We start from the raw sequence: 25,179 nt of genomic DNA, 5'->3' as shown, positions 1-25,179 counted from the left end.
GAGTATTGGACAGGAAAACTACTCGACTTCATCCGATGCCCTACTCGACTATTTCGGCGCCCTAGGCCCCCGGCATGCCCCCGGCTATATTTGCAAAAAGCACAGCCATTTTGGTCAGGGCCTTCGCTCCAACCCCGAGCGTGACCCGGGCCTTCGTTTTGCAACAAGCGTTGGCGTGCGGAGGTATATATGTCAGTTCGGGACCTGATTCTTCTCTTCGGAAACCCTGGCTGAATGGTCTCTCGGGGTGGAATGGGGGCAGTCATGGTTTTGTTCGGCCGCAACAAGGAACTTGCGCGGATTCGTGCGCTAATCCGCAGTCCAAGGGAATCCGCCCTGATTGTCACGGGAGGACACGGCAGCGGCAAGTCGTCATTGCTGGCCGAGGTTCCGAAATTGCACGAGCACCGAACCATTCTCCTCCGGGCCAATCCTTCGGAATCCACCTGGCGTTTTTCCGGCCTGACTGCGTTGCTCCACGGAATCGATGACCCCGCACTCGAGCCCCTGGTCGACTATGTGGCATCCTCACCGCGCGGAAACCTCGACGCCTCAGACCTGTCGACGATGCTCCTCTCAGCCCTGCGGCAATGGTCTGGGCACCGGACGGTTGTAGGTATTGACGACGCTGAGGAACTGGACTCTGCCAGCCAGACAGTTCTCGGCTTCCTGGCCCGCCGTCTCGCGGGCACGGGGCTTGTGCTCATGCTCAGCATGCGCGGCGAGTCGCCGAACAGTCCGTTTGCCCGGATGGCCACTATTCACTTGGAGAATCTGAGCCATAGCGACACTGTGAGAATGCTCGAATCCACGACATCTGGACAGGTCGGCCAGACGGCTGTCCATGCCATTGCCGCGGCCACTCACGGCAATCCTTTGGCATCGATTGAGCTCTACGATGAGCTGATAAGGCGCCAAGTCCAGGAGAATTGCGCCCTCCCCGTCCCTTTGCACTGGAATGGAAGCTTCGAGCCTGATCTGGCGGCATCGATTTCGGGGCTTTCGCCGCTTGCGCGGCGGGCAGTTGATCTCCTTTCCCTTTCTTCCCGGAGCAGCGCCAGCCTTCTAGAAGAAATGCCGGGGGACCTATGGGCGGGCGTGGATGAAATTGTTTCCGCCGGAATCGCTGTCCGAACCGGATCGCATGTCAGAATTCAGAACCAAATGCTGCGGGCCCATATTTTCTCGGCTATGCAGCCGGCGGAAAGAACCGCACATCACCGCGAGTTGGCTGCGGCCGCCGAAACCGCGGATCACCAGGCGTGGCCGTGGCATCTGAGCTACACCCCGGCGATGCGCCGGGACACGTCTTTCAGCCTGCTCCGGCATGCCGTTGAGCTTGTGCGGGCGGAGGAGACGCCATCCGCGGTCGAGTACATCGAGCGAGCCCTCGCCATCAACCCCTCGGAGGCGGAGACCGCTGCCAGGCTGGGCACGGTCGCGGAGCTGTTCTTCAGCAGGGGTGAATTCGTCCACGCGAAACGCTATCTGGACTGGGCCCAACGGATCACGAAAAACCGGGCCCTGACACTTCGGCTCACCGGGCTCGATTTCCAGATCGAACTGATGAAGGGCAATTCCATGGGGCCGAGCATGATGATTCGGCTGATCAAGGAATTCGGGCATCACGATCCGGGACTCTCTGCCTGCCTGCTGTCCATCGGTGCCCTGCACATGGCTGAACGTTGGCAGGTCGAGGACGCCGGGCAACTGTTGGAGCATGCGGAGCAATTCCTGGGTGAAGCATCCGGCGAATCCGTGGCCGTGAACCAGCGCGCAAGGCTTCTGGCTGACGCCGTCAAGGGGAGCGTCGACCGGATCTCGCGAACTGCCGACGGCGGCGCCACCAGTTCCCCCGCGTCGCTGCTGCTCACGGGCCGCGTCCTGACGTATTCGGAGAACTACGAAGGAGCCCGCGACCTCTTTTCCCTTGTCCGGAACTTGAGCGCGGCCAGGGATGGGAACTGGAGTGAGACTGCAAGGTACTTCGCCGCCGACAACGAAATCCGCGCCGGAAACTTCCGTTCCGCCGTTGCACTCATCGACGAGATTGCCCGTTCTGCTTCCAGCCAGCAGTATCACCGCGGGATGCGCAACAATTTCCTACTTTGGCGGGCCCATTCAGTCGGTGACACGGTGGAGGCTCAGGCTTGTCTCGCAGAGGCCCAGAAGTTTGTCAGCGCCGACGCGCCTCCGCGGACGGTAGCGCAATTGTTCGCGTGGCAGGGGCATTTTGCGCTGATGCGCGGCGATCTTGAAGAGGCGGGTGCCCTACTGTCCAGGGCTGCCGAAATTGGCATGGACTTCAGCAACCCCGCCCTTTTGCGCTGCGAGTCGGACCTGGTTGAAGTGCTCGTCAGGTCAGGTCAACGGCGCGAGGCCACCCGTGCCCTCACCAGGATGGAATACAGGTCAGCCGGCCTGAAATCCAGATGGCTGCTGATGGCCGTGTCCCGCTCCCGCGCCTTGGTCGCGGAGGGGGAACGCTCCCTGGAGCTCTTCGTTCAGGCCCTGGATTCGTGGCAGAAGGACGATTCCCTCTTCGAGCGGGCCAGAACGCTTCTTTGCTACGCCGAGCGGCTGGAGTCTTCCGGCAGGCACAAGGACGCCAAGAACGCCCTTCTGAGGTCAAAGGCGCTTTTCGAAGAGTCGGGCGCCGCGTCCTGGACACAACATCTCGACGCCAGGTTGCTTGGCGACGGCGTGGGGAATACTCCGGAGATCCAGAGCCCGGCCCTGCTGCTGCTCTCGGACCAGGAGCGCGAACTTGTTCAGCTGGTGGCCCGGGGCCGGCGCAACAAGGAGATCGCCGCGACGCTGTTCGTGTCCGTTAGAACGGTTGAGGTGCGCCTCACCGCGATTTATCGGAAGCTGGCGGTCCAGTCCCGTTCCCAATTGACGTGCCTCGTGTCGGCCGTGGGAACCTCGCCATCACCGGAGTTGGCCCGCGAGGCGTCCCCGTTGGCTGTTTAGCGACCCCTCTGTTGTCCACGATCTAAGTGTTCTGCCGGAGCGGGCTGAGCCGCGTCCTCGGAATGGGGGCGCAGCCCCGCCATGTTCGTGGAGGCCACCTGCACAATCCCGCAGACTTCCCCTTCTCGGACCAAACGGACCGGTAAGTGGACCCGTCCTCATCGAGCAGCGTCGGGACAACCACCCCCAGCATTCTCGTGGGCCTGCCCGCCGCCCTCGAGTCCAGCGACCCGCCATTATGTTGGGGTGCCTGCGCTAGGGTTCTCCTTGGCTGCCTCGGCCACGGGACCAGAAACTCCTCAGCTGGTCCGCCCCCACCCGAACCGACACGGGCGGAAGCGCCGTTGCGGCCCCCTTCCCGACCGATTTGTGCGGCTCCAACTGGGCCACTTCGTCAAGCACTCCGTTTCCGCTGCCCGACAACTCAAGGGCCCTGCCGAGGCCCCTGCTAAGAATTTCCCGGGCAAAGTGCTCCTGGTGGTCATCCACATGCTCACCGTAGTGCGCCGACCGAACGGCTAGAACCGGAACGGCGCCGTTGTCCAACGCCTGCAGGACAGAACCCACACCGGCATGGCAAACAAACACGTCTGCCTCCCTAATGAGTTGCCCCATCTCCACCCAGGGCAATTCACGGTGTGCCGCTCCGCGCAGGTCATGACGTGACGTTGCCCCGAGCTGCCAGGTCACTGAACAGTCGTCGGGAAGCATCGCCTTCATCGCATCGACGGCCCGGTCGAATCGATACGGCTGGATGGTGCCCAGGCTAATCAGCACATTCTTGACCGGGGTCCCGCCGCCCCGAGACCGGACTTCCCAGTTGTCCAGCACGGATCCTGCGAATTTCCACCGGTCATTCGCCCAGCGTTCATATTGAGTGTAGGTCCGCACGGCAGGAAACAAGCCAAGGATCCGCCCCGTGGTGGACGCCGCGTGTGTTCTCGCCAAACTCTCCACATAAAGCGCTCGGACCCCCATCGCGGAAGCAACCGGCAAGAAGGAGACGGCTACTGCGGCTCCGGTGCTCACTACGTAGTCGAAAGACCCACTTCGAAGAATTCTGTATGCGGTCAGTAGCGTGCGCAGGGTGCCCAGCACATCCCGGGTTCCAACGGGGGAAATGAAGTGCACATTGTGGCCGGCGAGCATGGACTGGGCCTGAGGGGTGTCAAAGGTGACCCACATGGATTCTGGGTCCGGATCCGGATACAAGTCGGCAATCTTCTTCAGTTCGGCCAAGTGTCCACCGCTTGAAGATACCCACAAGACACGCTTGCCTGGCGCGATCAGTCCGCCCAATGTGGCCGTCACGATCTTTCAGTCCCAGAACAGGCGGACGAAAACCGGATGCGGGAGAAAAATCCTAACGCAGACTTCATTTTCGGCTCCATCAGTCGCGGCACAACCACGCAGCGGCATGATCCCGGGGTCTACACACCCCTGTTCCTGCCAGCGGCACCGGCTTCCCGGTACCTGCTGTCGCGTTCAGCTAGTTGTTACGGGTGTCCTGCGGGTGGTGAGACGGTAAGTCTCTCCGCCATGCGGCCCGGAACCATTGGGCCGCATGCCCACGGGCATCCGTATTTTTCCACCGTAGGCTTGGCCGGCCTCATCCACTAGGCAAGTCGGGCGACAATGTGGCTATCCGCACCAACTTTGTGGTCCGGATAAACAGCCAGGAGCCCTACGCCCGCGTGCGGAAGAAGACTTCCGTCACCTTCGCGAGCCGGTAGGGGTCCTCCACGCCGCAAAGTTCACGGGCGGAGTGCATCGAGAGCAGGGGCACGCCGACGTCGACCGTCCTGATGCCGAGCCGGGTCGCGGTGAGCGGCCCGATCGTCGAACCGCAGGGCATCACGTTGTTGGAGACGAACTCCTGGTACGGGATGCCGGCGTCCGCACACAGCCGCGCCCAGAGGGCGGCGCCGGTGGCGTCCGTGGCGTAGCGCTGGTTGGCGTTGATCTTCAGCAGCGGGCCGCCGTTCAACACCGGCCGGTTGGCCGGATCGTGCCGCTCGGCGTAGTTGGGATGGACGGCGTGCCCGGCGTCGGCGGAGACACAGAACGACGCCGCGAACGCCTGCCGCCGCTGGCTCGCCGAGGCGCCCAGGCCGTCGGAAATTCGCACCAGCATGTCCTCGAGGATGGGTCCGCTCGCGCCGGAACGGGAGGCCGAGCCGATCTCCTCGTGGTCGAACGCGGCCAGCACGGCGATCGGAGCCCCGGCCGGCAGGGGCCCGGCGGCATGGTTGATCAGAGCGGCAAGCCCGGCGTGGGTTGCCGAGAGGTTGTCCAGCCGGCCGGAGGCGAAGAACTCGCCCTTCGCGCCGAACACGGCGGGGGCCTGGGTGTCCGCGATGACGACGTCGTAGCCGCCGATCTGCGCTGCGTCCACGTCCGCGCCCGCAACCCGGTCCGCCAGCAGCCCCAGCAGGTCCTCGCCCGCCGGATCCCCGAGCCCGTAAACCGGGTTCATGTGCTGCTGCTTGTCCAGGGCCAGCCCCTCGTTCACGGCGCGGTCCAGGTGGATGGCCAACTGCGGGAACCGCAGCAGCGGCCCCGTGGCGGTCAGGTGCTGGGTGCCGTCCCGCATCACCAGACGCCCGGCGAGCTGCAGTTCGCGGTCCAGCCAGGAGTTGAGCAGCGGACCGCCGTACACCTCGACGCCGGCCTGCAGCCAGCCGAACTTGCCGGTGGTGGGTTTGGGTTTGAGCTTGAACGACGGCGAATCCGTGTGGGCGCCCAGGATGTGGAAACCGGTGGTGGGACCGGCCGACGGCGGCGTCACCCAGGCGATGATCGCGCCGTCGCGGATCACGTAGAACTTCCCGCCGCCGTCGGCCGTGCCCCAGGGCTGCAGTTCATCGAGGGCGGTAAATCCTGCCCCGTCGAGCCGGCGGGCGGCCTCGTGGACGGCATGGAAGCTCGACGGCGACGCGGTGACGTACGCGCCGAGGTCCTGGATGTGGGCTGCGGCGCTGGGCTGTGAAGGCATGGCTCCGAGTCTAGCGCCGTGCCGCTGGCCGGTAGATCCCTACACGGTGACGTTGAGTCCGGCCGTGTACCCGCCGGACGCTGATCCGGTCATCGCGGCGAGCTGGTGGATGCCGCCGTCGTCGCGGAACACATTGTCCGACTTCAGCGTGGTCCGGGGGAAGTTCCGGGCGCTGGCTTCGTATCCGGCCGAGGCGTAGACGTCTTTGCAGGCGACGTCCGTCAGCGCGATCTGGGACACCGCGAGGACCTGGCCGGCCGCCGTCGCGTTGTCCATCGACTCGAAGACCTCGAAGTGGATGTGCGGCCAGCGCCCACTGTACGCGCCTGGAAAAACCGTCCGGAAGGTGACCTGGCCGTTGGCGTCGGCCTCCTGCACGCCGCGGAGGTAGTTCTCGTTCTTCAGCCCGGCGTCGTACATGGAGTATTTGCCGTCCTTGTCGCAGTGCCAGGCGTACACGGCGGCCCCGGCCAGGGGTGCGCAGCCACTGGCGTTGTCGAGCAGGGTCAGGGTGACGGTGAGCGGCACGCCGTCGGCCGTGGTGCTGGAGGTCCCGAAGCTGGAGGTGATGTCCTGCCGGACCACGCCCGAGGCGGCCAGCACATTGGGGCCGTTGGAGCCGTCGCCGGGATACGGTCCGGCGGTCTCTTGGGGGATTTCCACGCCGCACTCGGCGATCGCGCGGGTCAGCGTGGGCGAGGCGGAGGGTGTGCCCGTAGCCACCGCGCTGCCGGAGGCTGCCGGCGTCGATCCCTCCGTCGCCGCGGCCGTCGCAGACGCGGCGCCCGTGGACGAGCCGCCCGGGGTGCAGGCCGCGAGGGCGGCGGCCGTGCCGGCACCGAGGAACATGCCCAGCGAGCGGCGGCTCATGAGGGTGGAGAGGTCGAATTCGAGGCCGCGGTCGTGGTTGGGGTGTGGTTCGTGCGGCGGCTGCGGAGTAGAGGTCATGCGTCCATGGAACCGCGGCGCACTATGCCCTGGCTAGGGCCTTCCTGTGAGGGCGCTGTGGTTGGAGCGGGAGCAGTCCCAGCCGCCGGCCGGTCGCGGGACATGCCCTCCCCTGGCAGCGGCGAACGGACATAGTGGCATTCTGTCCAACGCTCCGCGGCAGGAATGGGCATGTCCCGCGGTGCGCCGGACGGTGCCTCCGGAAGCTACGACGCCGGTCCGGCACCCACGGTGGCGTCCTCGGCCGGTGCTTCCGCGGGAGACCCGGCGGGCGCCCCGGTTTCGCCGGTCTTGGTCCCGTTCTTGCGGTACCGCCAGAGGCCGACACCCACCACGACGGCGGCGAGGGCCAGGGAGAGCAGCAGCGATTCGCGGGTGGAATCCAGGACCAGCATGCCGACCAGCAGCGCGACGATGCTGACGATCGCCACCCAGGTCAGGTACGGGAAGAGCCACATCTTGAGCTGGAGGTCCTTGGCCGCGGCGCCCATGCGGCGGCGCAGAATCAGTTGCGAGCTGGCGATCACGAGCCATACGAACAGGGCGATGGCCCCTGAGGTGTTTACCAGGAACAGGAACACAGTGTCCGGGGCGATGTAGTTCAGGCCGACCGTAATGAAGCCCACCACGGTGGAGGCCAGGACGGCGGCAGCCGGAACGCCCCGTTTGGAGATCCGCATCCAGGACTTCGGCGCGTCACCGCGGAGGGAGAGCGAGAACAGCATCCGGCTGGCGGTGTACAGGCCCGAGTTGAGGCAGGACAGCACGGAGGTCAGCACCACGATGTCCATGATGGTGCCGGCGCCGGGGATGCCGTAGAGCTCGATCACGGCAACGTACGGGCTCTTGGCCACGGAAGCGGAGTTCCAGGGCAGGAGGGTGACCACGATCGCGATGGAGCCGATGTAGAAGACGAGGATGCGCCAGACGGTCGATTTCACGGCCTTCTTGACAGCGTCGACGGGGTTCTCGGATTCACCGGCGGCGATGGTGGCGATCTCGGCGCCGAAGAAGGAGAAGACAACTACGAGGATGCCCGCCAGTACCGCACCCGGACCGTTGGGCATAAAGCCGCCGTTTTCCAGCAGGTTGCTCACTCCAGGGGCAGGAACGCCGGGGATGAAGCCCAGGATTGCGGCGACGCCGAAGAGCAGGAACAGCACGATCGCCGCGACCTTGATGGAGGCGAACCAGAACTCGAACTCGCCGAAGGACTTCACCGAGCCCAGGTTGGTCAGGGTCAGCAGCACCATCAGGAGCAACGCCCAGACCCATTGGTCGATCCCCGGAACCCAGCGGTGCATGATCGCCGCCCCCGCGGTGGCCTCGATGCCCAGCACGATGATCCAGAACCAGGCGTACAGCCAGCCGATGCTGAACCCCGCCCAGCGGCCCAGGGCCTTGTCCGCGTAGGTCGAGAACGATCCTGTTTCCGGGTTGGCCGCGGCCATCTCACCCAGCATCCGCATGACCAGGATGACGACGAGTCCCGCCGCCGTGTACGCGACCAGAATGCCCGGGCCCGCCTGCTGGATCGCCGCGCCGGAGCCGACGAACAGTCCGGCGCCAATCACGCCGGCGATGGCGATCATGGACAGATGCCGGGGTTTCAGGGATTTGGAGAGCTGTGGGTCAGCCTGCATGAAGCGCCGTCCTTCGTGGATTGTTCGGCCCGCGGTGGCTCGTGGAAAAGTTGTGCGGCGGACCACATTGACGTTTCACACTAGACCGGGCCGGGAAGCGCCCGTTCTGTGCAATCCCACAAATGACGGACGGGCTATCCGGGCACAGCTCCAGGAACAGGGCCTAGGAGACAAGAAAAGTTGCCTCATAGGCAATTCGGCAATGTGCCTGAAACCACTCTTTCAGGCTCTCCGCCCTGGCAAGCCGTCCTCGCCGGCCCTCGAATCAGTAGTCCGGATTGCTGGGCACCACCAGGCCGGTCTCGTATGCGTACACCACGGCCTGGACCCGGTCGCGCAGGTGCAGTTTGTTGAGGATCCGACGCACGTGTGTCTTCACGGTGGCTTCGGAGAGGAAGTAGCGGTGCGCGATCTCGGCGTTGGAGAGCCCCTCCGCCATCGCTCCGAGCATCTCGGTTTCGCGCGGGGTCAGGTCCTCCAGCAGCGGATCCCCTGCCGGCCGGGCCCTGCCGGACGATGCGGGCGATCCCTGGCCCGTGGCGCCACCGGGTGCTGCCCCTGCACGGCCGCTCCGGACGTACGTTTCCAGCAGCCGGCGGGTGATCCGGGGCGCCACCACCGCGTCGCCACTCGCCACCACCCTGACGGCGCTGATCAGTTCGGCAGGCGCCACATCTTTGAGCAGGAAGGCCGAGGCGCCGGCCTGGAGCCCGGCGAACGCGTATTCGTCGAGGTCAAAGGTGGTCAGGATAATGACCTTTGCCCGGGCACCGGAGGCGGTGAGGGCGCGCGTGGCCTCGATCCCGTCCAGCACCGGCATCCGCACATCCATCAGGACGACGTCGGGCGCGAGCAGCCGGACCTGGCGCACCGCCTCGGCGCCGTCGGACGCCTCGCCCACAATCTCCAGATCATCCTCGCCCTCCAGGATCAGGCGGAAGCCCATCCTCAGCAGCGGCTGGTCATCCACCAGCAGGATACGGACCGGTCCGGTCCCGCTCAGCGGTTCCGAATGACTCATGTGCCCTCGCTTTCGTTGTCGCCGTTCCAGTGCAGGACGGCGTGGACGCGCCAGCCGCGGTCGGAGCTGCGTCCGGCCTCGACGGTTCCCGCGTAGATCCGGGCCCGCTCCAGCATGCCGGCCAGGCCCCGGCCGGAGCCCACGGACCTGGAGGAATCCCGCACCGGCGCCGCTGATCCGCCCGTGTCTACGGAGCCCCTGCCGTCGTCGACGACGTCGATGGTGACTGTGGACCCTTCCCGGGCAACGGCCACATCCACCCGGCCCAGGGAACGTCCGTAGCGCAGCACGTTGGTCAGCGACTCCTGCAGTATCCGGTACACCGTCAGCTGGAACGCGGCGTCGTCCGGCAGCGACGGTCCGGTGTGGGTGTAATGGAGCGGCAGCCCCGCGGCGCGGAAGCCTTCCAGCAGTTTGCCCAGATTGTCCCCGGCCACGAGCGGTTCGCGCGGGGCCCGGCCGGGGGCCGCGTCGTCGCGCAGCACGCCGAGGACGCGCCGCATGTCCGCCAGCGCGGTGCGGCCGGTGCGGGAGAGTTCCCCGAGGACTTCCGCAGCCCGCACCGGGTCCTTCTTGACCACGACGGCGGCCCCGTCCGAAAGGCTGACCATCACCGTCAGTGAATGCGACACGATGTCGTGCATTTCCCGGGCGATTCGGTTGCGTTCCGTGACCGACCCGAGTTGGGCGGCCCTCGCGGCCCAGGCGGCAATCTCATGCTCATGTTCGCGCCGCTGCCGGACCGAGATACCAATCCCCGTGGCGATGATGTTGGAGAGGGTGATGCTCACGGCGGCCGCAATGCTGCTGATGAGCTGGAAGTTCTCCGGCGTGCTCACTCCCATGTCCGGCAGCCGGCCATCCAGCGGACCAACAGCCAGCTGGAGGTACAGAAAAAGCAGCGGGGCCGTGGCCGCGGCCATGGTCACCAGCGCGAAACGCCGGCTCCGCACCACCGCTACGGCGTAGAGCGCAAACCACAACCCGGCGGAGACGTTGGAGCCCCACGGGTGAAGCAGCGTCACGCCCACCTCGAGTAGCGTCACCACGGCCACCACGGGCACGGGATGGCTCCGCCGGAACGACAGCGCCGCCGCGGCCGCCGCGAGCAGCACGGCGACCAGCCAGACGCCGTCGCGCATTGATTCCGCCGCGGTGGGGGTGACCAGCAGCAAGTAGATGGCCACGACGACGGCATCCATGGCACGCGGGTGCTGGAACAGGTAGCGCCGGATCCGGCCCCGGTGCCGGGCGGTGATTTCAGCGAAGGACGCGTCAGCCTGGCCGGCTGGCGCGTCCTTCACTTCAACTGCATCGGTCATGCTCTGAGCCTAGACGGTGGTCCCGATGGGCTTAGACGTCCCGCTTCTTCAGCAGCACGGCGGCCAGGACCACCGGAATAACGACCCAGGCGCCCAGCACGAGGGCGGCCTGCCAGGCCTCCAGCGTGTCCGGAACGTGCTGCACGGCCGTCATCGGTTCGACAGTGTTCCCGGGCAGGTACTTGCGGGCCTCGACGAAGAAGTCGCCGGGGATCAGCTGGAAGGCGATCGGTGCCACGAAGAACAGCCCGACCAGGCTCATGATGCCGCCAGCGGAGTTGCGGATCAGCGAGCCCAGGGCCATGCCGATGGCGGCAACGGCGGCGACGTAGAGGCTGTTGACCAGCAGCATTTTCACCGACTGCGAGCTGGCCAGGTCCAGGTTCAGGTTGTAGTTGTCCAGAATCGGCAGCGACACAAGGCCGGCCAGGTACACGGAGGCCGCGGTGAGGACAAACGCCGTCACCATGACCACGAGCAGCTTGGCGGCGAACGCCGGAATCCGCTTGGGGACGGCCGCGAAGGTGGAGCGGGCCATGCCCGTGGTGAACTCGGAACTCATCAGCAGCACGCCCAGGGATCCCAGGATCAGCTGGGCGAACGCGATGCCGGACGTGGGGACGCCGACGGCGAGGTCCCCGCCCTGCGCGGCGAACGCGGCGGCGGCCTGCGGGTCGGATGCCGCGGCTTCGGCGAACTGTCCCGTGCCCCAGGCCGAGAGGGCTCCGAAGCCCACAACGACCAGGACGGTGCAGCCGAGCAGAATCAGCGTGGACAGAAGGGTGCGGAACTTGATGAATTCCGAGTTCAGCACCCGCAGGAAGCTGGGTCCCGGGCCGGTGCTGAGGCTGTCGCCGGCAGGGGTACCGGCGTGGGCGCCGCGGCGGGAGGGTTCGAGGGTGGTGGAGCTCATGGCTAGTTGCCTCCGGTCTGGGCGGGGGCGGCAGCGCCCGTGGTGATCAGCGAGTGGTATTCGACCTCATCCTTGGTCAGTTCCATGTAGGCCTCCTCGAGGCTGGCCTGGAGCGGGGTGAGTTCGTAGAGCATGACGTGGCTGTCCAGGGCAGCGCGGGCGATCTGGCGCGGATCCAGGCCGGTGACCTCGAGCAGTTCGTGCTCCTGGAGCTCCACGGACACGCCGTCGCCGGCGAGCAGGTGCATCAGCTGGTCCGGCTGGTCGGTGCGGACGCGGGTGCGGATCCGGCCCTTGCCGTTGATGATGTCCTGGATCGGCGCATCGGCGATGATCCTGCCGCGGCCGATCACAATCAGGTGGTCCGCGGTCACGGCCATCTCGCTCATCAGGTGGCTGGAGAGGAACACCGTGCGCCCCTCGGAGGCCAGATACTTGACGAGGTTGCGGACCCAGACGACGCCTTCCGGGTCCAGGCCGTTAACGGGCTCGTCCAGGATGACGGTCTGCGGGTCGCCGAGCAGCGCCGCGGCGATCCCGAGCCGCTGGCCCATGCCGAGCGAGAAGCCGCCGACCTTTTTCCTGGCCACATCGGCCAGGCCCGTCATCTCGATGACTTCTTGCACGCGCTTCTTGGGAATGCTGTGCGTGGCGGCCATGGCCAGGAGGTGGTTGTACGCCGAGCGGCTGGTGTGGACGGCCTTGGCGTCGAGCAGCGCGCCGACGTCGCGCAGCGGCGCCGCGTGCCGGGCGAACGGTGCGCCGTTGACGGTGACGGTTCCCGACGTCGGCCGGTCCAGTCCCATGATCATGCGCATGGTCGTGGACTTGCCGGCCCCGTTCGGACCCAGGAAACCGGTGACCCGGCCGGCTTCGACAGTGAAGTTGACTCCGGCGACGGCGGTCTTTTCGCCGTAAACCTTGGTCAGGCCTCGTGCTTCGATCATGGAAGCGTTCCTTTACCTAGCAGTGGGGTGTGTACACACCACGCTACCGAGGTGGAAGGCGGAATTCGCCGGTCTCAGGGATGATTCAGGGTCGAATCAGGGTAGTCCGGGAGGATGACGGCGCAGGCAGTCAGGATGCGGGCGAGTAATACGTCAGCGCGCCCGGCAGAACGGAGAACTCAACGCTGCGGACCCCGGGCATGACCTCGCCGTCCACCGCCAGGACCATGGTGGTATCCCCCGGTTCCACGCGGATACTGCTTCTTTCGCTGAGGTGGGTGATCCGGGAGGTGGCAACGGTTCCGGTCAGCACGGACCAGAGCAGCCGGAGCCGGGCGAAGGATTCATCCGCCGTGATCAGCCGGAGGTCGAAGACACCGTCGTCCAGGACGGGCCGGACCAGCGGGGCATGGTCGCGGGGGTAGTACCTTCCGCGGCCGACGTAGAGGATCCAGAGTTTGTGCCGCACCCCGTCGACGATCAGGGTGGTGGGTGTCCCGGCGGCAAAGGTCCGGAACATCGCGATCACACCGGCCACGGGTTTGCCCAGCGATGGCTGCAGCAGTTCGCGCCGGCGCACCAGGTTCGGATAGAGGCCGATGCTTGCCGTGTTGAGCATGGTCAGATGCAATACCTCGGGGCTGTCGGGGAGTCCGCGCTCCACGGCCACCAGGCCAAGATCCGCCCGTGCCGCTTCGCCGCGGGTCGCGGCGGCAACAGCGGACGTGAGGCTGGGGGTTCCGGCATCCCGGGCGAAGTGGTTCAGGGTCCCGCCCGGCAGGACCAGGAGCGGGAGGGAGTGCTCGACGGCGGTCGCAGCGGCGGTGCCGACCGTGCCGTCGCCTCCCCAGACGCCCAGGGCCACGACACCGGGCCTCGTGGCGACCCGCGAGATTTCGGCGGCCAGGTCCCCGTCCTGGCCGACCTCCTTTATATACGCTTTGGGGAATATTTTTTGAAGGGCGTCGGTCGTTTCCTCGGCGTAGGAGCCGCCGAGGGTGTTGACCACAATGGCCAGACCTTCGCCCTCTGGCAGCTCTGCGGCTTCCACGGGGGTCCGCCGGACCTCGGGGAAGGGCGGCCGCACAGGCCACCACCTGCGGGTCGCCATGGCCGCCCCCGCCCCGATCGCCGATCCGAAGAAGACATCCGAAGGCCAGTGCGCTCCCGTGTGGACCCGGGAGTAGGCGACGCCCGCCGCGAGCGGGGCCAAGGCGGCGCCGAGGGCAGGCCGCACCAGCCCGACGCCGAGGGCGAACGCCACGGCAGAGGCGGAGTGCCCTGAGGGCATGGAGGAGCTGGTGGGCTGGGGATGGACGAACCTGAACGCAGGAAGGTGCTCCGGCAGTGGGCGCGCCCGCGGAAGCAGGGTCTTGAAGCCGAGGTTCGTAACGGCGGAGGCCACGGCCTGTGCCAACAGCCCGTGGAGGGCGGCCCGCCGCGTCCTCCCGGGGAAAAGTGCCAGGGCGGCCGCGATGCCGATCCAGAGCTTGCCATTGTTCGCCGCGGCGGACAGCCGCCGGAAGAACTCGTCGTGGCTGCCCGCGGGGAGGCTGGACACGGCGCGCACCAGCTTCCGGTCGAGTCTCTCGAACCGGCCCGGCGCCTTCCTTAGAATGCTACGCATCCGACCACCTTACTGCCGGCGCGGGCGGGTACGCAGTCACATGAGGGAGGGGTGTCGGGGATGGTGCGGCGGCGGGTTCCGGCGGGGGCCGGGCGGCCCGGTTGGCTAGGATGGGGCAATGACCCGAGTGCTGGACCCTCAGCGATTGTCAACGGGCCGCGTGCTCGCGGCCAGCACCGCACTGCTCACTCTGGGCGTGGTCTTGGGAGGGCTCCTGGTGGCCGACGTCAGCCTGCCTCCCTTCCAGGGCCTGGACGAAGGCTGGGCCCGCTGGATCACTTCGCTGCGCAGCCCGTTCTGGGACGGAATCAACGGCTCCCTCAACGTGGCCGGCTACCGGGGTGTCCTGGTGGTCCACGGGCTGCTGGTCGTGGCGCTGCTGCTGCGGAGACGCCCGCAGACTGCCATCTTCGCCGCTGCTGCCGGCGTCGCCGTCCTGGTTTTCACCCAGATCCTCAAGGCCGGGATTCTCCGGGACCGGCCGGAGAACACGATTGTCCTGACCGACACCGGGTCCTTCCCCTCGGGGCATGTGGCCAGCACCGCGGCGTTCCTGGTGGTGGTGGCCCTGCTTGTGGGGCGCGCCTGGGTATGGGTCCTTGCCGGACTTGGCGTGCTCGTAATGATGGTAAGCCGCACGTACCTGTCCGCCCACTGGCTGGTGGACACGGTTGGCAGCGTATGTCTTGCCGTTCCGGTGGTGCTCCTGCTCTGGCTGTACTTCCAGAACATATGCATCCAGGAGAATGCAGACGCCCGGCGGCTGCTTACCTGGCGTGCAAGGGCTTCGCGGCGCCGGCGAGCAGCAGCGCACCCAGAATCGGAATCATAATGGCCAGCAGCGCCAGCCGGATTCCGATCAGGTCACCGAGGTAGCCCAGCAGCGGCGGACCGGCCAGGAATGCGATGTATCCGATCGTGGAGACCACCGACACGCGCGCGGCCGCGTACTTCGGGTCATCGGCTGCCGCCGACATCCCCATCGGGAACGCGAGGGCGGCCCCTGCTCCCCAGAGCACCGCGCCGGCCGTGGCCACCCAGAGGTCATCGGCCAGGACGAAGAGCCCCAGCCCTGCGGCCGCGGCGGCCATGCTGGTGCGCAGCACAGCCACCCGGCCGTAGGCGTCGATTGCCCGGCCGCCGAAGAAGCGCACTGCGGTCATTGCCAGCACAAAGGCGGCAAACAGCAGCGCGCCGGTGGACTCCGTGGCGTCCAGTCCGTCCACCGCGGCCTTGGCGATCCAGTCGTTGCCGGCACCTTCGGTGAGCGTGGCACCCAGCACCACGACGCCGATCAGCAGCGTGCGTCCGTCCGTCCAGGCCGAGCGGCCCTTGGTTTCCTTCGATTCTCCGGCCGCGGGAGCGGGGGCCGGGGCGTGCGGCAGGAAGTAGCGCGGCGCGACAAAGGTCAGAACGGCAACGATGCCGGCGATCACCAGCAGGTGCGCCGGGAGCCCGACGCCGAGTCCCGCCAGGCCCGCGCCGATCAGGGCGCCAAGGAACGCACCGCCGCTGAAGGCGGCATGGAACTGCGGCATGATGGTGCGCCCGAGTTTGTGTTCCACGTCAGCGCCCTCAATATTCTGGGACACGTCCCAGAGCCCGATCCCCATGCCGAAGAAGAACAGTGCGACGCCGGTCCCGGGGACGGACTCCGCCAGCAGCGCCAGCGCCACACCGACGCCGGCCACGGCGGCGACCAGGCCGGCGGCCCGGACAGCATTCGCCGTCCCGATGCGGCCCACCACGTGGCCGGCGGTGGGCAGGGCTATCAGGGAGCCCCCCGCCACGCACAGCAGCAAGGTACCCATCTGCCCCGAGGAGATATGCAGGATCTCCGTCACGGCAGGGATCCGGGCGGCCCAACTGGCGAACACGAGCCCGTTGATTCCGAAAATCAGGAAGGTCGCCGCGGCGGCGGCATTAAGTTGCGGGCGAGTTGCCGTCTTGGTCATACGATCACTACTTCCACCGAGTGTTGGGCGAGCTGGGCAAGTTCTTCGGGACTCAGGTGCTTGTCTGTGACGAGGACGTCCACGGCGGCCAAGGAAGCGACAAGCGCAACGGCGCTGGCGTTCCATTTGCCTGCGGAGCAGGCAACGATCACCCTGCCGGCGGATTCCAGGCCGGCACGTTTGACGGCCGCATCGTCGAGGTCGTGGGCCAACAGTCCGTCCCGGGGGTCGAACGCGCAGGGCGTCACGACAGCCGTATCAAACCGCAGCGAGCGGATGTTGGATTCCGTCATGGGCCCGCGGAAGGACAGTTCCCCGGGGGTCAGGGTCCCGCCCGGCAACAGCAGTTCGGGACGCCGGCCGCCAGCCGCGCCGCCGTCAGCAATCGCGTTGACGGCCTGCAGCGACATCGGCATCAGGGTCATTTCCCGTTGCCGCAACTGGCGGGCGACCTCGGTGGCCGTGGTGCCGCTGTCCAGCCAGACATGGGAGCGGTCCTTGAGCAGCGCGGCGACGCCGGCCGCAATCCGAACCTTGACGGCATGGTCCTCGAGTTCGCGCTGGCCGTACTCGGGATTCCCGCCCCGCAGCACCAGGCTCCGGGCGCCGCCGTGGACGCGGCGGAGAACGCCGTGGAGCGCCAGTACGTCCAGGTCACGCCGGATCGTGGCACCCGAGGCACCACATTCGGCCATGAGCTCATCGACCGTCACGTGCTCCTGGTGACGCAGCAGCTCACCGATGCGGCGGTGGCGCTCTTCAGTACTCATGAACAAATGCTAACGCAGAATGCTCATTTAATCATTCCGCTGCGCATCAAACCCCTGGATAGTACCGGGACCGAGCGAACGGCCCGTCGCTCCCTCACATTTCGCACGAAAAACGCCAACGCTCCCTCACCGGATGAGGGAGCGTCGGCGTCAAACGTGCCGGATGTGAGGGAGGGACGGCCTAGCGGGCGCGCTCCACGCGCTTCTCGTCCCAGACCGGCTCGGCCGACTCGTAGACCTTGCCGTCTGAGCCGAAGACCAGGAAACGGTCGAAGGTCCGGGCGAACCAGCGGTCGTGTGTGACGGCCAGGACCGTTCCTTCGAAGTGGTCGATGGCCAGTTCCAGCGCCTCGGCCGAGTGCAGGTCGAGGTTGTCCGTGGGCTCGTCGAGCAGCAGCAAGGTGGCGCCGGAGAGCTGAAGGAGCAGGATCTGGAACCGGGCCTGCTGGCCGCCGGAGAGGGATTCGTACTTCTGCTCCGACTGCGAGGCCAAACCGTACCCGTCCAGGGCGCCGGCCGCAGCCTCGCGTCCCAGCCCGGAGCGGTGTTCGTCGCCCCGGTGCAGGATTTCCAGCAGGGTCTTGCCGAGAAGATCGGGCCGGACATGGGTCTGGGCGAAGAAGCCGGGCCGGATGCGGGCGCCGAGTTTCACGGTGCCCTCGTGCGGCACCTCGGCGATCTCGACGTCGGACACCGGCAGGTGCTCCCGTTCCGGGTCGGTGCCGCCGGTGGCGAGCAGCCGCAGGAAATGGCTCTTGCCGGAGCCGTTGGAGCCGAGCACCCCGACCCGGTCCCCGAACCAGACCTCGGTCGAGAACGGCTTCATCAGCCCGGTGAGCTCCAGCTTTTCGGCGACGACGGCGCGCTTGGCGGTGCGGCCGCCCTTGAGCCGCATCTGCACATTCTGCTCGATCGGCAGCGCCTCGGGCGGGCCGGCCTCGAGGAACTTCGCGAGCCGGGTCTGCGCCGCATGGTACCGGTTGGCCATGTCGGAGCGGAACGCGGCCTTGTTCTTGTACATGTTGACGAGTTCCTTGAGCTTCACGTGCTCCTCGTCCCAGCGCTTGCGCAGCTCCTCAAAGCGGGCGTTGCGGTCCGCCCGGGCATCCACGTAGGTGCCGAAGCCGCCGCCGTGGATCCAGGCGCCGGCGCCGTTGATGCCCGGCTCGAGGGTAACGATGCGGCCTGCGGCGTTGTTGAGCAGCTCGCGGTCGTGGCTGATGAAGAACACGGTCTTCTTCGACTCGTTCAGCTTCGACTCAAGCCAGCGTTTGCCCGGCACGTCGAGGTAGTTGTCCGGCTCGTCGAGGAGCAGGAGCTGGTCGGGGCCGGCGAACAGCGCCTCGAGCACCAGGCGCTTCTGCTCGCCGCCGGAGAGGCTCGACGCCGGACGGTGCTGCGCGCGGTCGAAGGGCAGGCCCAGGGCGGCCATGCAGACCTCGTCCCACACGGTCTCGACGTCGTAGCCGCCAGCGTCGCCCCAGTCGACGATCGCCTGCGCGTACTTCATCTGGGTGGGCTCGTCGTCGTGCTCCATCATGGCCAGTTCGGCCTCGTCCACGGCGCGGGCGGCGGCGGCGAGGGCGGGCGGGGCGGCGGAAACGAGGAGGTCACGGACCGTGGACTCGTCCCGGACCTGGCCGACGAACTGGCGCATGATGCCCATGTTGCCGGAGCGCCCGATCACTCCTTCGTCCGCGATGAGGTCGCCCGAAATGATCCTGAACAGCGTTGTCTTGCCGGTTCCGTTGGGCCCGATCAGTGCTGTTTTGGAGCCGTCCGGGACCTTAAAGGTCACGCCGTTAAGCAGCTGGGTGCCGTCGGAGAGGAAGTAATCAATATTGGAAACGTCAATATGAGCCACACTTCCATCCTCCCACGGCCGGGCCGCCCGGCCGTGGGCGCGGGGTGGTGTCAGCCTGCAGCGGTGAGGAATTCCTTGAGCAGCGGCCCGGACACGGTRGCGCCGAGCCCGCCTTCCTCGACGAACACGGCGACCGCCAGGTCCCCGTGCACGGCCACGATCCAGGCGTGCGTCTTGGGCGGGTTGTCGGAACCGAACTCGGCTGTTCCCGTCTTCGCGGCCACCGGGGCGCCCGGGACGGAGGCAAGGAACCCGGTGTGGCCGGAGGTCACCACGGCGCGCATCATGTCCGCCAGGGCGGCGGCCTCCGCTGCGGCGACCGGCGTGCCGGAGGTCGCCGCCGGAGCGGGGGCGGCTGACGACGGCGAACCGGCTGGCGCGGCAGCCGACGCCGTCGAACCCGCCGACGGGGTGGCTGCGGCGCCGGCGGCTGCACCCTCATCGGCCCCGGGGTTCAGGACGAGCTGCGGCGCCACGGGCGAGCCTTTGGCGACGGAGCCGGCCATGATGGCGGCGGCCAGCGGGGACATAAGCACCTTGCCCTGGCCGATCATCGAGGCGGCGTGCTCGGTCCCTGACGCGTCGCCCGGAACCGAGCCGAGGAATGCGCCGGCCCCCAGCGCGGGAGCCTCCACGGCGATACCAAGGGACGTGGCAGCGGATTCCAGCTGGGCCTGGCTGACCTTGTCCCGTGCATTGATGAAGGCGGTGTTGCAGGAGTGCGCGAAGGCATCGCGCAGCGTCACGGAGCCCAGCGAGGAGGCCGGGTAGCCTTCGGCGTTCTTGAAGGTACGGCCGTCGACGGTCAGGGTTGCGGGGCAGTCCACCGTGGAATCCGGGGTCATTCCGTTGCGGATCATGGCCAGGGAGTCCACGATCTTGAAGATGGATCCGGGGGCGTACTGGCCCAGCAGCGCAGTGTCGTAGCCGTTGCTGCCCGGGCCCGAGGCGGCGGCGAGGACGGCGCCGCTGGAGGGCCGGAGCGCGACGATGGCCGAGGCCGGGCCGACCTTGGCGAGAATGTTCTCGGCCAGCTGCTGGAGGTTGGGATCCAGGGTGGTCTGCAGCGGAGTTCCGACCTTCATCTCAACCTGGAAGAGGACCCGGCGTCCGCCGTTGAGCAGGGCCTGGCGTTCCTCGGCGGTGAGGCCGGCCTTTTCGGCGAAGACCTGGGTTCCGTCGCTGCCGCGGAGCTGCGCATCGTATTGCTGCTGGAGCCCGCCGCTGCCCGTTGTGTCCCCGGTCCTCAGCGCTCCGCCGGACTTCTCGATCTGTTCGGCGTTGGCCTCGGCCGCGGTGCCCAGCAGGGCGCGGGCGAAGGTGCGGGTGGGGGCCAGGGGGAGGAAGTCGCGGATGGCGCGGGCGCCGGGAATCTCACCGATCTGGCTGTCGGAGATGGTCCTGCCCTCCTCGCGCAGCGTGATGGCGGTGACAAAAGCCTCGGGACCGGCCGCCTGGACCTGCTGGGCGTAGGCCGCGGGGTCCACTCCCACGAGTCCGGCGAGCTGCGTGGCGGACGCCGCCGGATCGGCGGCAGCCAGGAGCGGTTTGTCGATGCCGACGTTCACGACGGGCCGGTAGGTGACCAGCTTGGCGCCACCGGCACCCAGGATCTCCGCCCGTTGCGGGGACTGGGACGAGGTCCCAAGGACTTCACCCTCGGCCAGTTCGGGAACCAGCGTCGCCGGGTTCCAGATGGTCAGCCACTTGTCGCCGGACTTCTTCAGCTCGGCGTAGGTGGTGTATTTCCACTCGCCGGAGCCGACCTTCCAGCTGTAGTTCAGCGGGACTGTGGCGGTGTCCTTCTCCAGTGTCAGTTCGCCGCTTTCGACCACGGGTTTGACCGGGTCCAGTGCCTTAAAGACCGCTTTGAGCTGCTCATTGGCCGCTCCGGAGTCCTTGCCTTCGAACGCGACGGAGCCGACGTCGACCGCCGCGACAGCGGACGCCAGTTGCTTCGCCGCGTCCTGCGCGCCGGCGCGGCCGTCGGAGCAGCCCACCAACGAGCCGCCGATTATGAGCCCAACCAGGGCAAGTGAAAGTTTTGATGAGTTCCCCATCGCGCCATTATGCACCGGCCACCGGACAATTCCGTTGTCACAATTGTTCAGCAGGTTGCACGGCTGGCACCGGGCAACCGGGAAGGAGCGCTGCGGCCGGGTCACGAAGGCGGCTCAGAAGCGCCGGATGATCCTGCGCTGCGTCGCCACGGAGATGGCGGCCGTGCGGTTGTCCACCCCGAGCTTGCCGTAGATATGCACGAGATGGGTCTTCACCGTCGCCTCGGAGATGAACAGCTGCTTGGCAATGGCCCGGTTCCCCAAGCCGGTTGCGGATTGCGGATCCGGCCCATTAGACGGGCGGCCACCTCCGGGGCCAGCGCGGTCTGGCCTGCCGCGGCGGAGAGCACCGCCTGGCGGATCTGTTCCGGCGGCGCGTCCTTGAGCATGTAGCCGCTGGCCCCGGCTTCGACCGCGGCGAGGATGTCTGCGTCGGAATCATAGGTGGTGAGGATGAGCACCGGCGGGGCGGGCTGTCCGGCCTCGCCGGCCTTGATCCTGCCTGTCGCCGTGACGCCGTCCATGCCGGCGCCCATCTGCAGGTCCATAAGCACGACGTCGGCCGGCTCGCCGAGGGCATGGAGCCGGGAGAGCTCGGCGATCGCCGCGCCGCCGTCGGACGCCTCGGCGGCAACCGTGATGCCCTCGAAGTCGCCCAGCATGGCCTGCAGTCCGGCCCGGACCACCGGGTGGTCATCGACCAGGAGCACGCGGATGTCGTTCACGGGTCGTTCCTTGCCGCTGGATCCCCGAGCGGGAGCCGGATAGCCACTACCGTTCCCTCGCCGGGTGCGGATTCGATGTCCAGGCTGCCGGCCAGCGCCGTCACCCGCTCCTGGAGCGACTTGAGCCCGTATCCCGAGCCGTCGGGGCGGCCGGCAGGGGCCGTGACCGCCGCGGGATGGAACCCCGCGCCGTCGTCAAAAATATCCATCGCCACTTCGCTGCCGAGGAAGGACAGGGTTACGACGGCGGTGTCCGCCTTGGCGTGCACCCACACGTTGGCGAGGCTTGCCTGCGCGGCCCGCAGCAGGGTGGTCCGGTACGGGTTGGGCAGTTCCACCGGGATCCCCTCCAGGTCGAAGCGGCAGTGCAGCCGGGCGCCGCGGGCGGCTGCTTCGGTTTCGGTCTTTTCACAGAGCCGGCGCAGGCTGTTCACCAGCGGATCCTCCGGTGAGGTGCCCTCCGGATTCTCTGCGTTTTCCGAAAGGGCGGGGGGCTGCAGGCCGCGGACGAAGCTGCGGGCCTCGGCCAGATTGGCCGACGCGGTCTCCTGGACGGTCCGGAGCCGGTGGCGGGCCGTGGCGGTATCCCCGTCGTCGAGCGCTTTCTCCGCCGAACGGCCCATCAGCACGATGCTGGAGAAGCCCTGGGCCAGCGTGTCGTGGATCTCGCGTGCCAGCCTGGCCCGCTCGGCGAGCGTCCCGGCGTCGTGCTGGCTGCGGGCAAGTTCGGCGCGGGTGCGGCGAAGTTCCTCGGCCGCGAGCCGCTGGCTTTCGGCTTCCAGATAGAGCGCCCGGTACGCCAGCCCCGTGATCACGGCAAAGGCTGCCCCGAATGCCGGCCCCAGCACCATGGGCAGCTGCAGGGCACCCCCGTCCGCTCCGGTGTTGTGGAACCACAGGGCAACGATGACCAGCACCGTGCTCAGCGTGATCGCCGGCAGCGTCAGCCGCAGCGGCAATATGTGCAGCTGCAGGAAGAAGATCGGGAACGCCAGCCACACGAAGTCGGCGCTGGTCCAGATCAACAGCAGCCAGAGCAGGCAGACGGCCCCCAGCCACAGCGGCGAGTACGGCCGGGGATCGAAGTGGGATGGATCCGTGGAGTGGCGTTTCTCCAGGACGGTGCCCAGCAGGTAGACAGCGGCGAGCACCAGCGCAAGTCCCAGGCTGAGCCAGTCCGCGCCCCGGAGTCCCGGGCCTGCCAGCCGCGCAACAGCGACGAGCAGGAGCACGGCGAAGCCGCTGTGGAGGCACACCCGGAGGACGCGCAAGATCACGGCAGCATTCCTCGTGCCGCCCGGGGCGGCCTCCGCCGGCGCGCTGTGAGCCTTGTCCTCCATGCCTTCAGCGTAGTGCCGGGCCGGGCCGGCACCGCCGGAAATCCCCGCTGCGGCGCCACTATCAACCATTTGATTGACCCGCCCGTCAACCACTCCACCCGGAAGTCCCGGTCATGCGGCCGATGCCTGCCCCGCACCGCGGCGGAAGGCTTGAGGCAAGGCCACAACCCGTTGAAAAGGACTCTTATGTATCTCGCTCTCCGCGACCTCCGCTTCGCCAAAGGACGTTTCCTTTTGATGGGCGGTGTCGTCGCGCTCATCACCCTGCTGCTGGTGCTGCTCTCCGGACTCACCGCCGGTCTGGGCAACCAGTCGACGTCGGCCCTCGCCGCGCTGCCGGCGGACCAGATCGTCTTCGGGGCTCCCGCCGGGGACACCGCCAAGGCATCGTTCACCGAGTCCGAGGTCACCCGCGGTCAGCTGTCGGAGTGGGCAGCCCGCGACGGTGTCGCGCACGCAGAACTGCTCGGCATCAGCCAAAGCCGTTTCCAGGCGGTTGGCCCCGACGGAACCCCCTCCGGGACGGCCAGCGTGGCAGTCTTCGGAACCGACAGGACCGACGCCACCGACGGGTCCGGTGCGGCCGGCCTGGCGCCCCGTCCCGTGGCCGAAGGAACGGTGGTGATCGGCGCCAGCCTCGCCGAGGACCTCGGCCTGCACACCGGCAGCCGCGCCACCGTCGGCGGAACCGAACTGACGGTGTCCGGCGTCGTCCCGGACCAGTGGCATTCCCATACCGGCGTCGTCTGGACCACACTCGGCGACTGGCGGACGCTGGCGCATATCAGCGGGAACGACGCCGCCGCCACCGTCATCGCGGTGACCTCCGACGGCGGGCACACGCTCGACGACGACGCCGCCAACGCGGCCGCAGGGACGGTCAGCACCACCCGGGACGGGTCGTTTCAGGCCCTCGGGTCCTACAAGAGCGAAAATGGCTCCCTGTTGCTGATGCAGGCATTCCTGTACGGGATCTCGGCCCTGGTCATCGTGGCCTTCCTGACGGTATGGACCGTACAGCGCACGCGGGACGTCGCCGTCCTGAAAGCCCTGGGCGGCTCCTCCGGATACATCCTCAAGGACGCCATGGTGCAGGCGGCGATCGTGCTCCTCGCCGGGGCGCTGGCCGGGGGCGCTGCCGGCATGGCCGGCGGCGCCCTCGCCGGCAGCGCCGTGCCGTTCCTGCTGACCCCGCAGACCACGCTCCTGCCGGTCGGGGGCATCGTCATCCTGGGCCTCGCCGGGGCTGCCCTGGCGGTGCGGAGCATCACCCGGGTGGATCCGCTCCTGGCCCTCGGCGGCAACTAGCGCCCTGCACACCCCATCAACATTCCTGGAAAGGCATACACAATGAACACCGCCCTCAACCTCGTCAACGTCACCCTCGAATACCCCGACGGCGACGGCAGCCTCAAAGCGCTCGATGACGTCAACCTGAGACTCGCTGCCGGGGAATTCCTGTCCCTTGTCGGACCGTCCGGCTCGGGAAAATCCTCCCTCCTGGCCGTCGCTTCCACGCTCGTCAGGCCCACCGCAGGCCTCGTGCTGATCGGCGGGACCGATGCCGGCGGGCTGTCCGAGGCGGACCGCACCTCTCTGCGCCGGGAAAGGATCGGCATCATCTTCCAGCAGCCCAACCTGCTGCCGTCCCTCACAGCATTGGAACAACTGATGATAGGTGACCACCTGCGGGGCAAATCTGCGCGGGAGGCCGCCAGCCGCGCTGCAGCGCTCCTGGACCTCGTTGGCCTGGGCCCGGCGGCCGACAAACGGCCCCACCAGCTCTCCGGAGGCCAGCGGCAGCGGGTCAATATTGCCCGTGCCCTGATGGGGGATCCTGCGGTGCTGCTGGTGGACGAACCAACGGCCGCCCTGGACCAGGAACGCAGCGGGGCCATCGTGCGGCTGCTGCGCCAGGTCACGGACGAGTTCCGGGTGGCGACGGTCATGGTCACCCACGACACCGGTTTCGTCCCGCTCACCGACACGGTGGCCAGCATGCGCGACGGCAGGCTCTCCGCGCTGCAGCCGGTCAGCCCGGCCCTCGCCTGAAGGCAGGCCCGTTGCGGTGCCGCG

17 protein-coding genes and 2 pseudogenes are annotated in these 25,179 nt (G+C 67.5%); 4 read left to right on the top strand and 15 right to left on the bottom strand.

Going from position 1 to position 25,179, the window contains the following annotated elements:
- The first annotated feature begins 264 nt into the window (after window positions 1-264).
- Window positions 265-2,973, top strand: a complete 2,709-nt coding sequence (locus tag AC1DC5_RS05525; protein ID WP_476864466.1) for a helix-turn-helix transcriptional regulator — start codon at window positions 265-267, stop codon at window positions 2,971-2,973.
- 255 nt (window positions 2,974-3,228) lie between these two features.
- Here AC1DC5_RS05525 and AC1DC5_RS05520 read toward each other — a convergent pair whose 3' ends face one another.
- The 9 genes from AC1DC5_RS05520 to AC1DC5_RS05480 all read right to left on the bottom strand — a co-directional run bounded on the left by AC1DC5_RS05520 (window position 3,229) and on the right by AC1DC5_RS05480 (window position 14,389).
- Window positions 3,229-4,212: a glycosyltransferase gene (locus AC1DC5_RS05520; RefSeq protein WP_476864465.1), complete on the bottom strand. Its 984-nt coding sequence runs from the start codon at window positions 4,210-4,212 to the stop codon at window positions 3,229-3,231.
- A 445-nt stretch (window positions 4,213-4,657) separates the two neighbouring features.
- A complete protein-coding gene (locus AC1DC5_RS05515; RefSeq protein WP_476864464.1) occupies window positions 4,658-5,968 on the bottom strand; it encodes a M18 family aminopeptidase in 1,311 nt (436 codons plus the stop codon).
- A 39-nt stretch (window positions 5,969-6,007) separates the two neighbouring features.
- Entirely contained in the window at window positions 6,008-6,916 is a 909-nt protein-coding gene (locus AC1DC5_RS05510) for an intradiol ring-cleavage dioxygenase (protein WP_476864463.1), read from the bottom strand.
- 206 nt (window positions 6,917-7,122) lie between these two features.
- Window positions 7,123-8,559 (bottom strand): amino acid permease, encoded by a 1,437-nt coding sequence (locus AC1DC5_RS05505; protein WP_476864462.1) that lies wholly within the window; start codon window positions 8,557-8,559, stop codon window positions 7,123-7,125.
- Window positions 8,560-8,824: 265 nt separating this feature from the next.
- Window positions 8,825-9,580 (bottom strand): response regulator, encoded by a 756-nt coding sequence (locus tag AC1DC5_RS05500; protein ID WP_476864461.1) that lies wholly within the window; start codon window positions 9,578-9,580, stop codon window positions 8,825-8,827.
- Window positions 9,577-10,902: a sensor histidine kinase gene (locus AC1DC5_RS05495; protein WP_476864460.1), complete on the bottom strand. Its 1,326-nt coding sequence runs from the start codon at window positions 10,900-10,902 to the stop codon at window positions 9,577-9,579. Before AC1DC5_RS05495 ends, AC1DC5_RS05500 begins: the two co-directional genes overlap by 4 nt.
- A gap of 31 nt (window positions 10,903-10,933) precedes the next feature.
- Entirely contained in the window at window positions 10,934-11,815 is an 882-nt protein-coding gene (locus AC1DC5_RS05490) for an ABC transporter permease (protein WP_441404719.1), read from the bottom strand.
- Window positions 11,816-11,817: 2 nt separating this feature from the next.
- Entirely contained in the window at window positions 11,818-12,762 is a 945-nt protein-coding gene (locus AC1DC5_RS05485) for an ABC transporter ATP-binding protein (protein ID WP_476864459.1), read from the bottom strand.
- A 130-nt stretch (window positions 12,763-12,892) separates the two neighbouring features.
- Window positions 12,893-14,389 (bottom strand): phosphatase PAP2 family protein, encoded by a 1,497-nt coding sequence (locus tag AC1DC5_RS05480; RefSeq protein ID WP_476864458.1) that lies wholly within the window; start codon window positions 14,387-14,389, stop codon window positions 12,893-12,895.
- A gap of 118 nt (window positions 14,390-14,507) precedes the next feature.
- Here AC1DC5_RS05480 and AC1DC5_RS05475 point away from each other — a divergent pair, with 118 nt between their 5' ends.
- Window positions 14,508-15,221, top strand: a complete 714-nt coding sequence (locus AC1DC5_RS05475) for a phosphatase PAP2 family protein (RefSeq protein ID WP_476864457.1) — start codon at window positions 14,508-14,510, stop codon at window positions 15,219-15,221.
- Here AC1DC5_RS05475 and AC1DC5_RS05470 read toward each other — a convergent pair.
- The 6 genes and pseudogenes from AC1DC5_RS05470 to AC1DC5_RS05445 form a co-directional block, all read right to left on the bottom strand.
- Entirely contained in the window at window positions 15,157-16,470 is a 1,314-nt protein-coding gene (locus tag AC1DC5_RS05470) for an MFS transporter (RefSeq protein WP_476864456.1), read from the bottom strand. The two genes, AC1DC5_RS05475 and AC1DC5_RS05470, sit on opposite strands and share 65 nt — an antisense overlap.
- Window positions 16,416-17,114: pseudogene (locus AC1DC5_RS05465) on the bottom strand (DeoR/GlpR family DNA-binding transcription regulator); the annotation flags it as partial. The gene AC1DC5_RS05470 and the pseudogene AC1DC5_RS05465, both read right to left, overlap by 55 nt.
- Before the next feature lie 181 nt (window positions 17,115-17,295).
- Window positions 17,296-18,978, bottom strand: a complete 1,683-nt coding sequence (locus AC1DC5_RS05460) for an ABC-F family ATP-binding cassette domain-containing protein (RefSeq protein WP_476864455.1) — start codon at window positions 18,976-18,978, stop codon at window positions 17,296-17,298.
- 50 nt (window positions 18,979-19,028) lie between these two features.
- Window positions 19,029-21,038, bottom strand: a complete 2,010-nt coding sequence (locus AC1DC5_RS05455; protein ID WP_476864454.1) for a penicillin-binding transpeptidase domain-containing protein — start codon at window positions 21,036-21,038, stop codon at window positions 19,029-19,031.
- A gap of 114 nt (window positions 21,039-21,152) precedes the next feature.
- Window positions 21,153-21,763: pseudogene (locus tag AC1DC5_RS05450) on the bottom strand (response regulator).
- Window positions 21,760-23,103, bottom strand: a complete 1,344-nt coding sequence (locus AC1DC5_RS05445; RefSeq protein WP_476864453.1) for a sensor histidine kinase — start codon at window positions 23,101-23,103, stop codon at window positions 21,760-21,762. The pseudogene AC1DC5_RS05450 and the gene AC1DC5_RS05445 overlap by 4 nt, the downstream one beginning before the upstream one ends.
- A 186-nt stretch (window positions 23,104-23,289) precedes the next feature.
- On the opposite strand from AC1DC5_RS05445, the gene AC1DC5_RS05440 reads away from it, so the two are divergent.
- On the top strand, window positions 23,290-24,411 hold the full coding sequence (locus AC1DC5_RS05440) for an ABC transporter permease (RefSeq protein ID WP_441404728.1): 1,122 nt from the start codon (window positions 23,290-23,292) through the stop codon (window positions 24,409-24,411).
- Window positions 24,412-24,453: 42 nt separating this feature from the next.
- On the top strand, window positions 24,454-25,155 hold the full coding sequence (locus AC1DC5_RS05435; protein WP_441404729.1) for an ABC transporter ATP-binding protein: 702 nt from the start codon (window positions 24,454-24,456) through the stop codon (window positions 25,153-25,155).
- Window positions 25,156-25,179: the final 24 nt, after the last annotated feature.

The sequence above is a fragment of the Arthrobacter sp. 10L424 genome (assembly GCF_056395325.1).
This window is presented reverse-complemented; position numbering and strand designations above follow the sequence as displayed.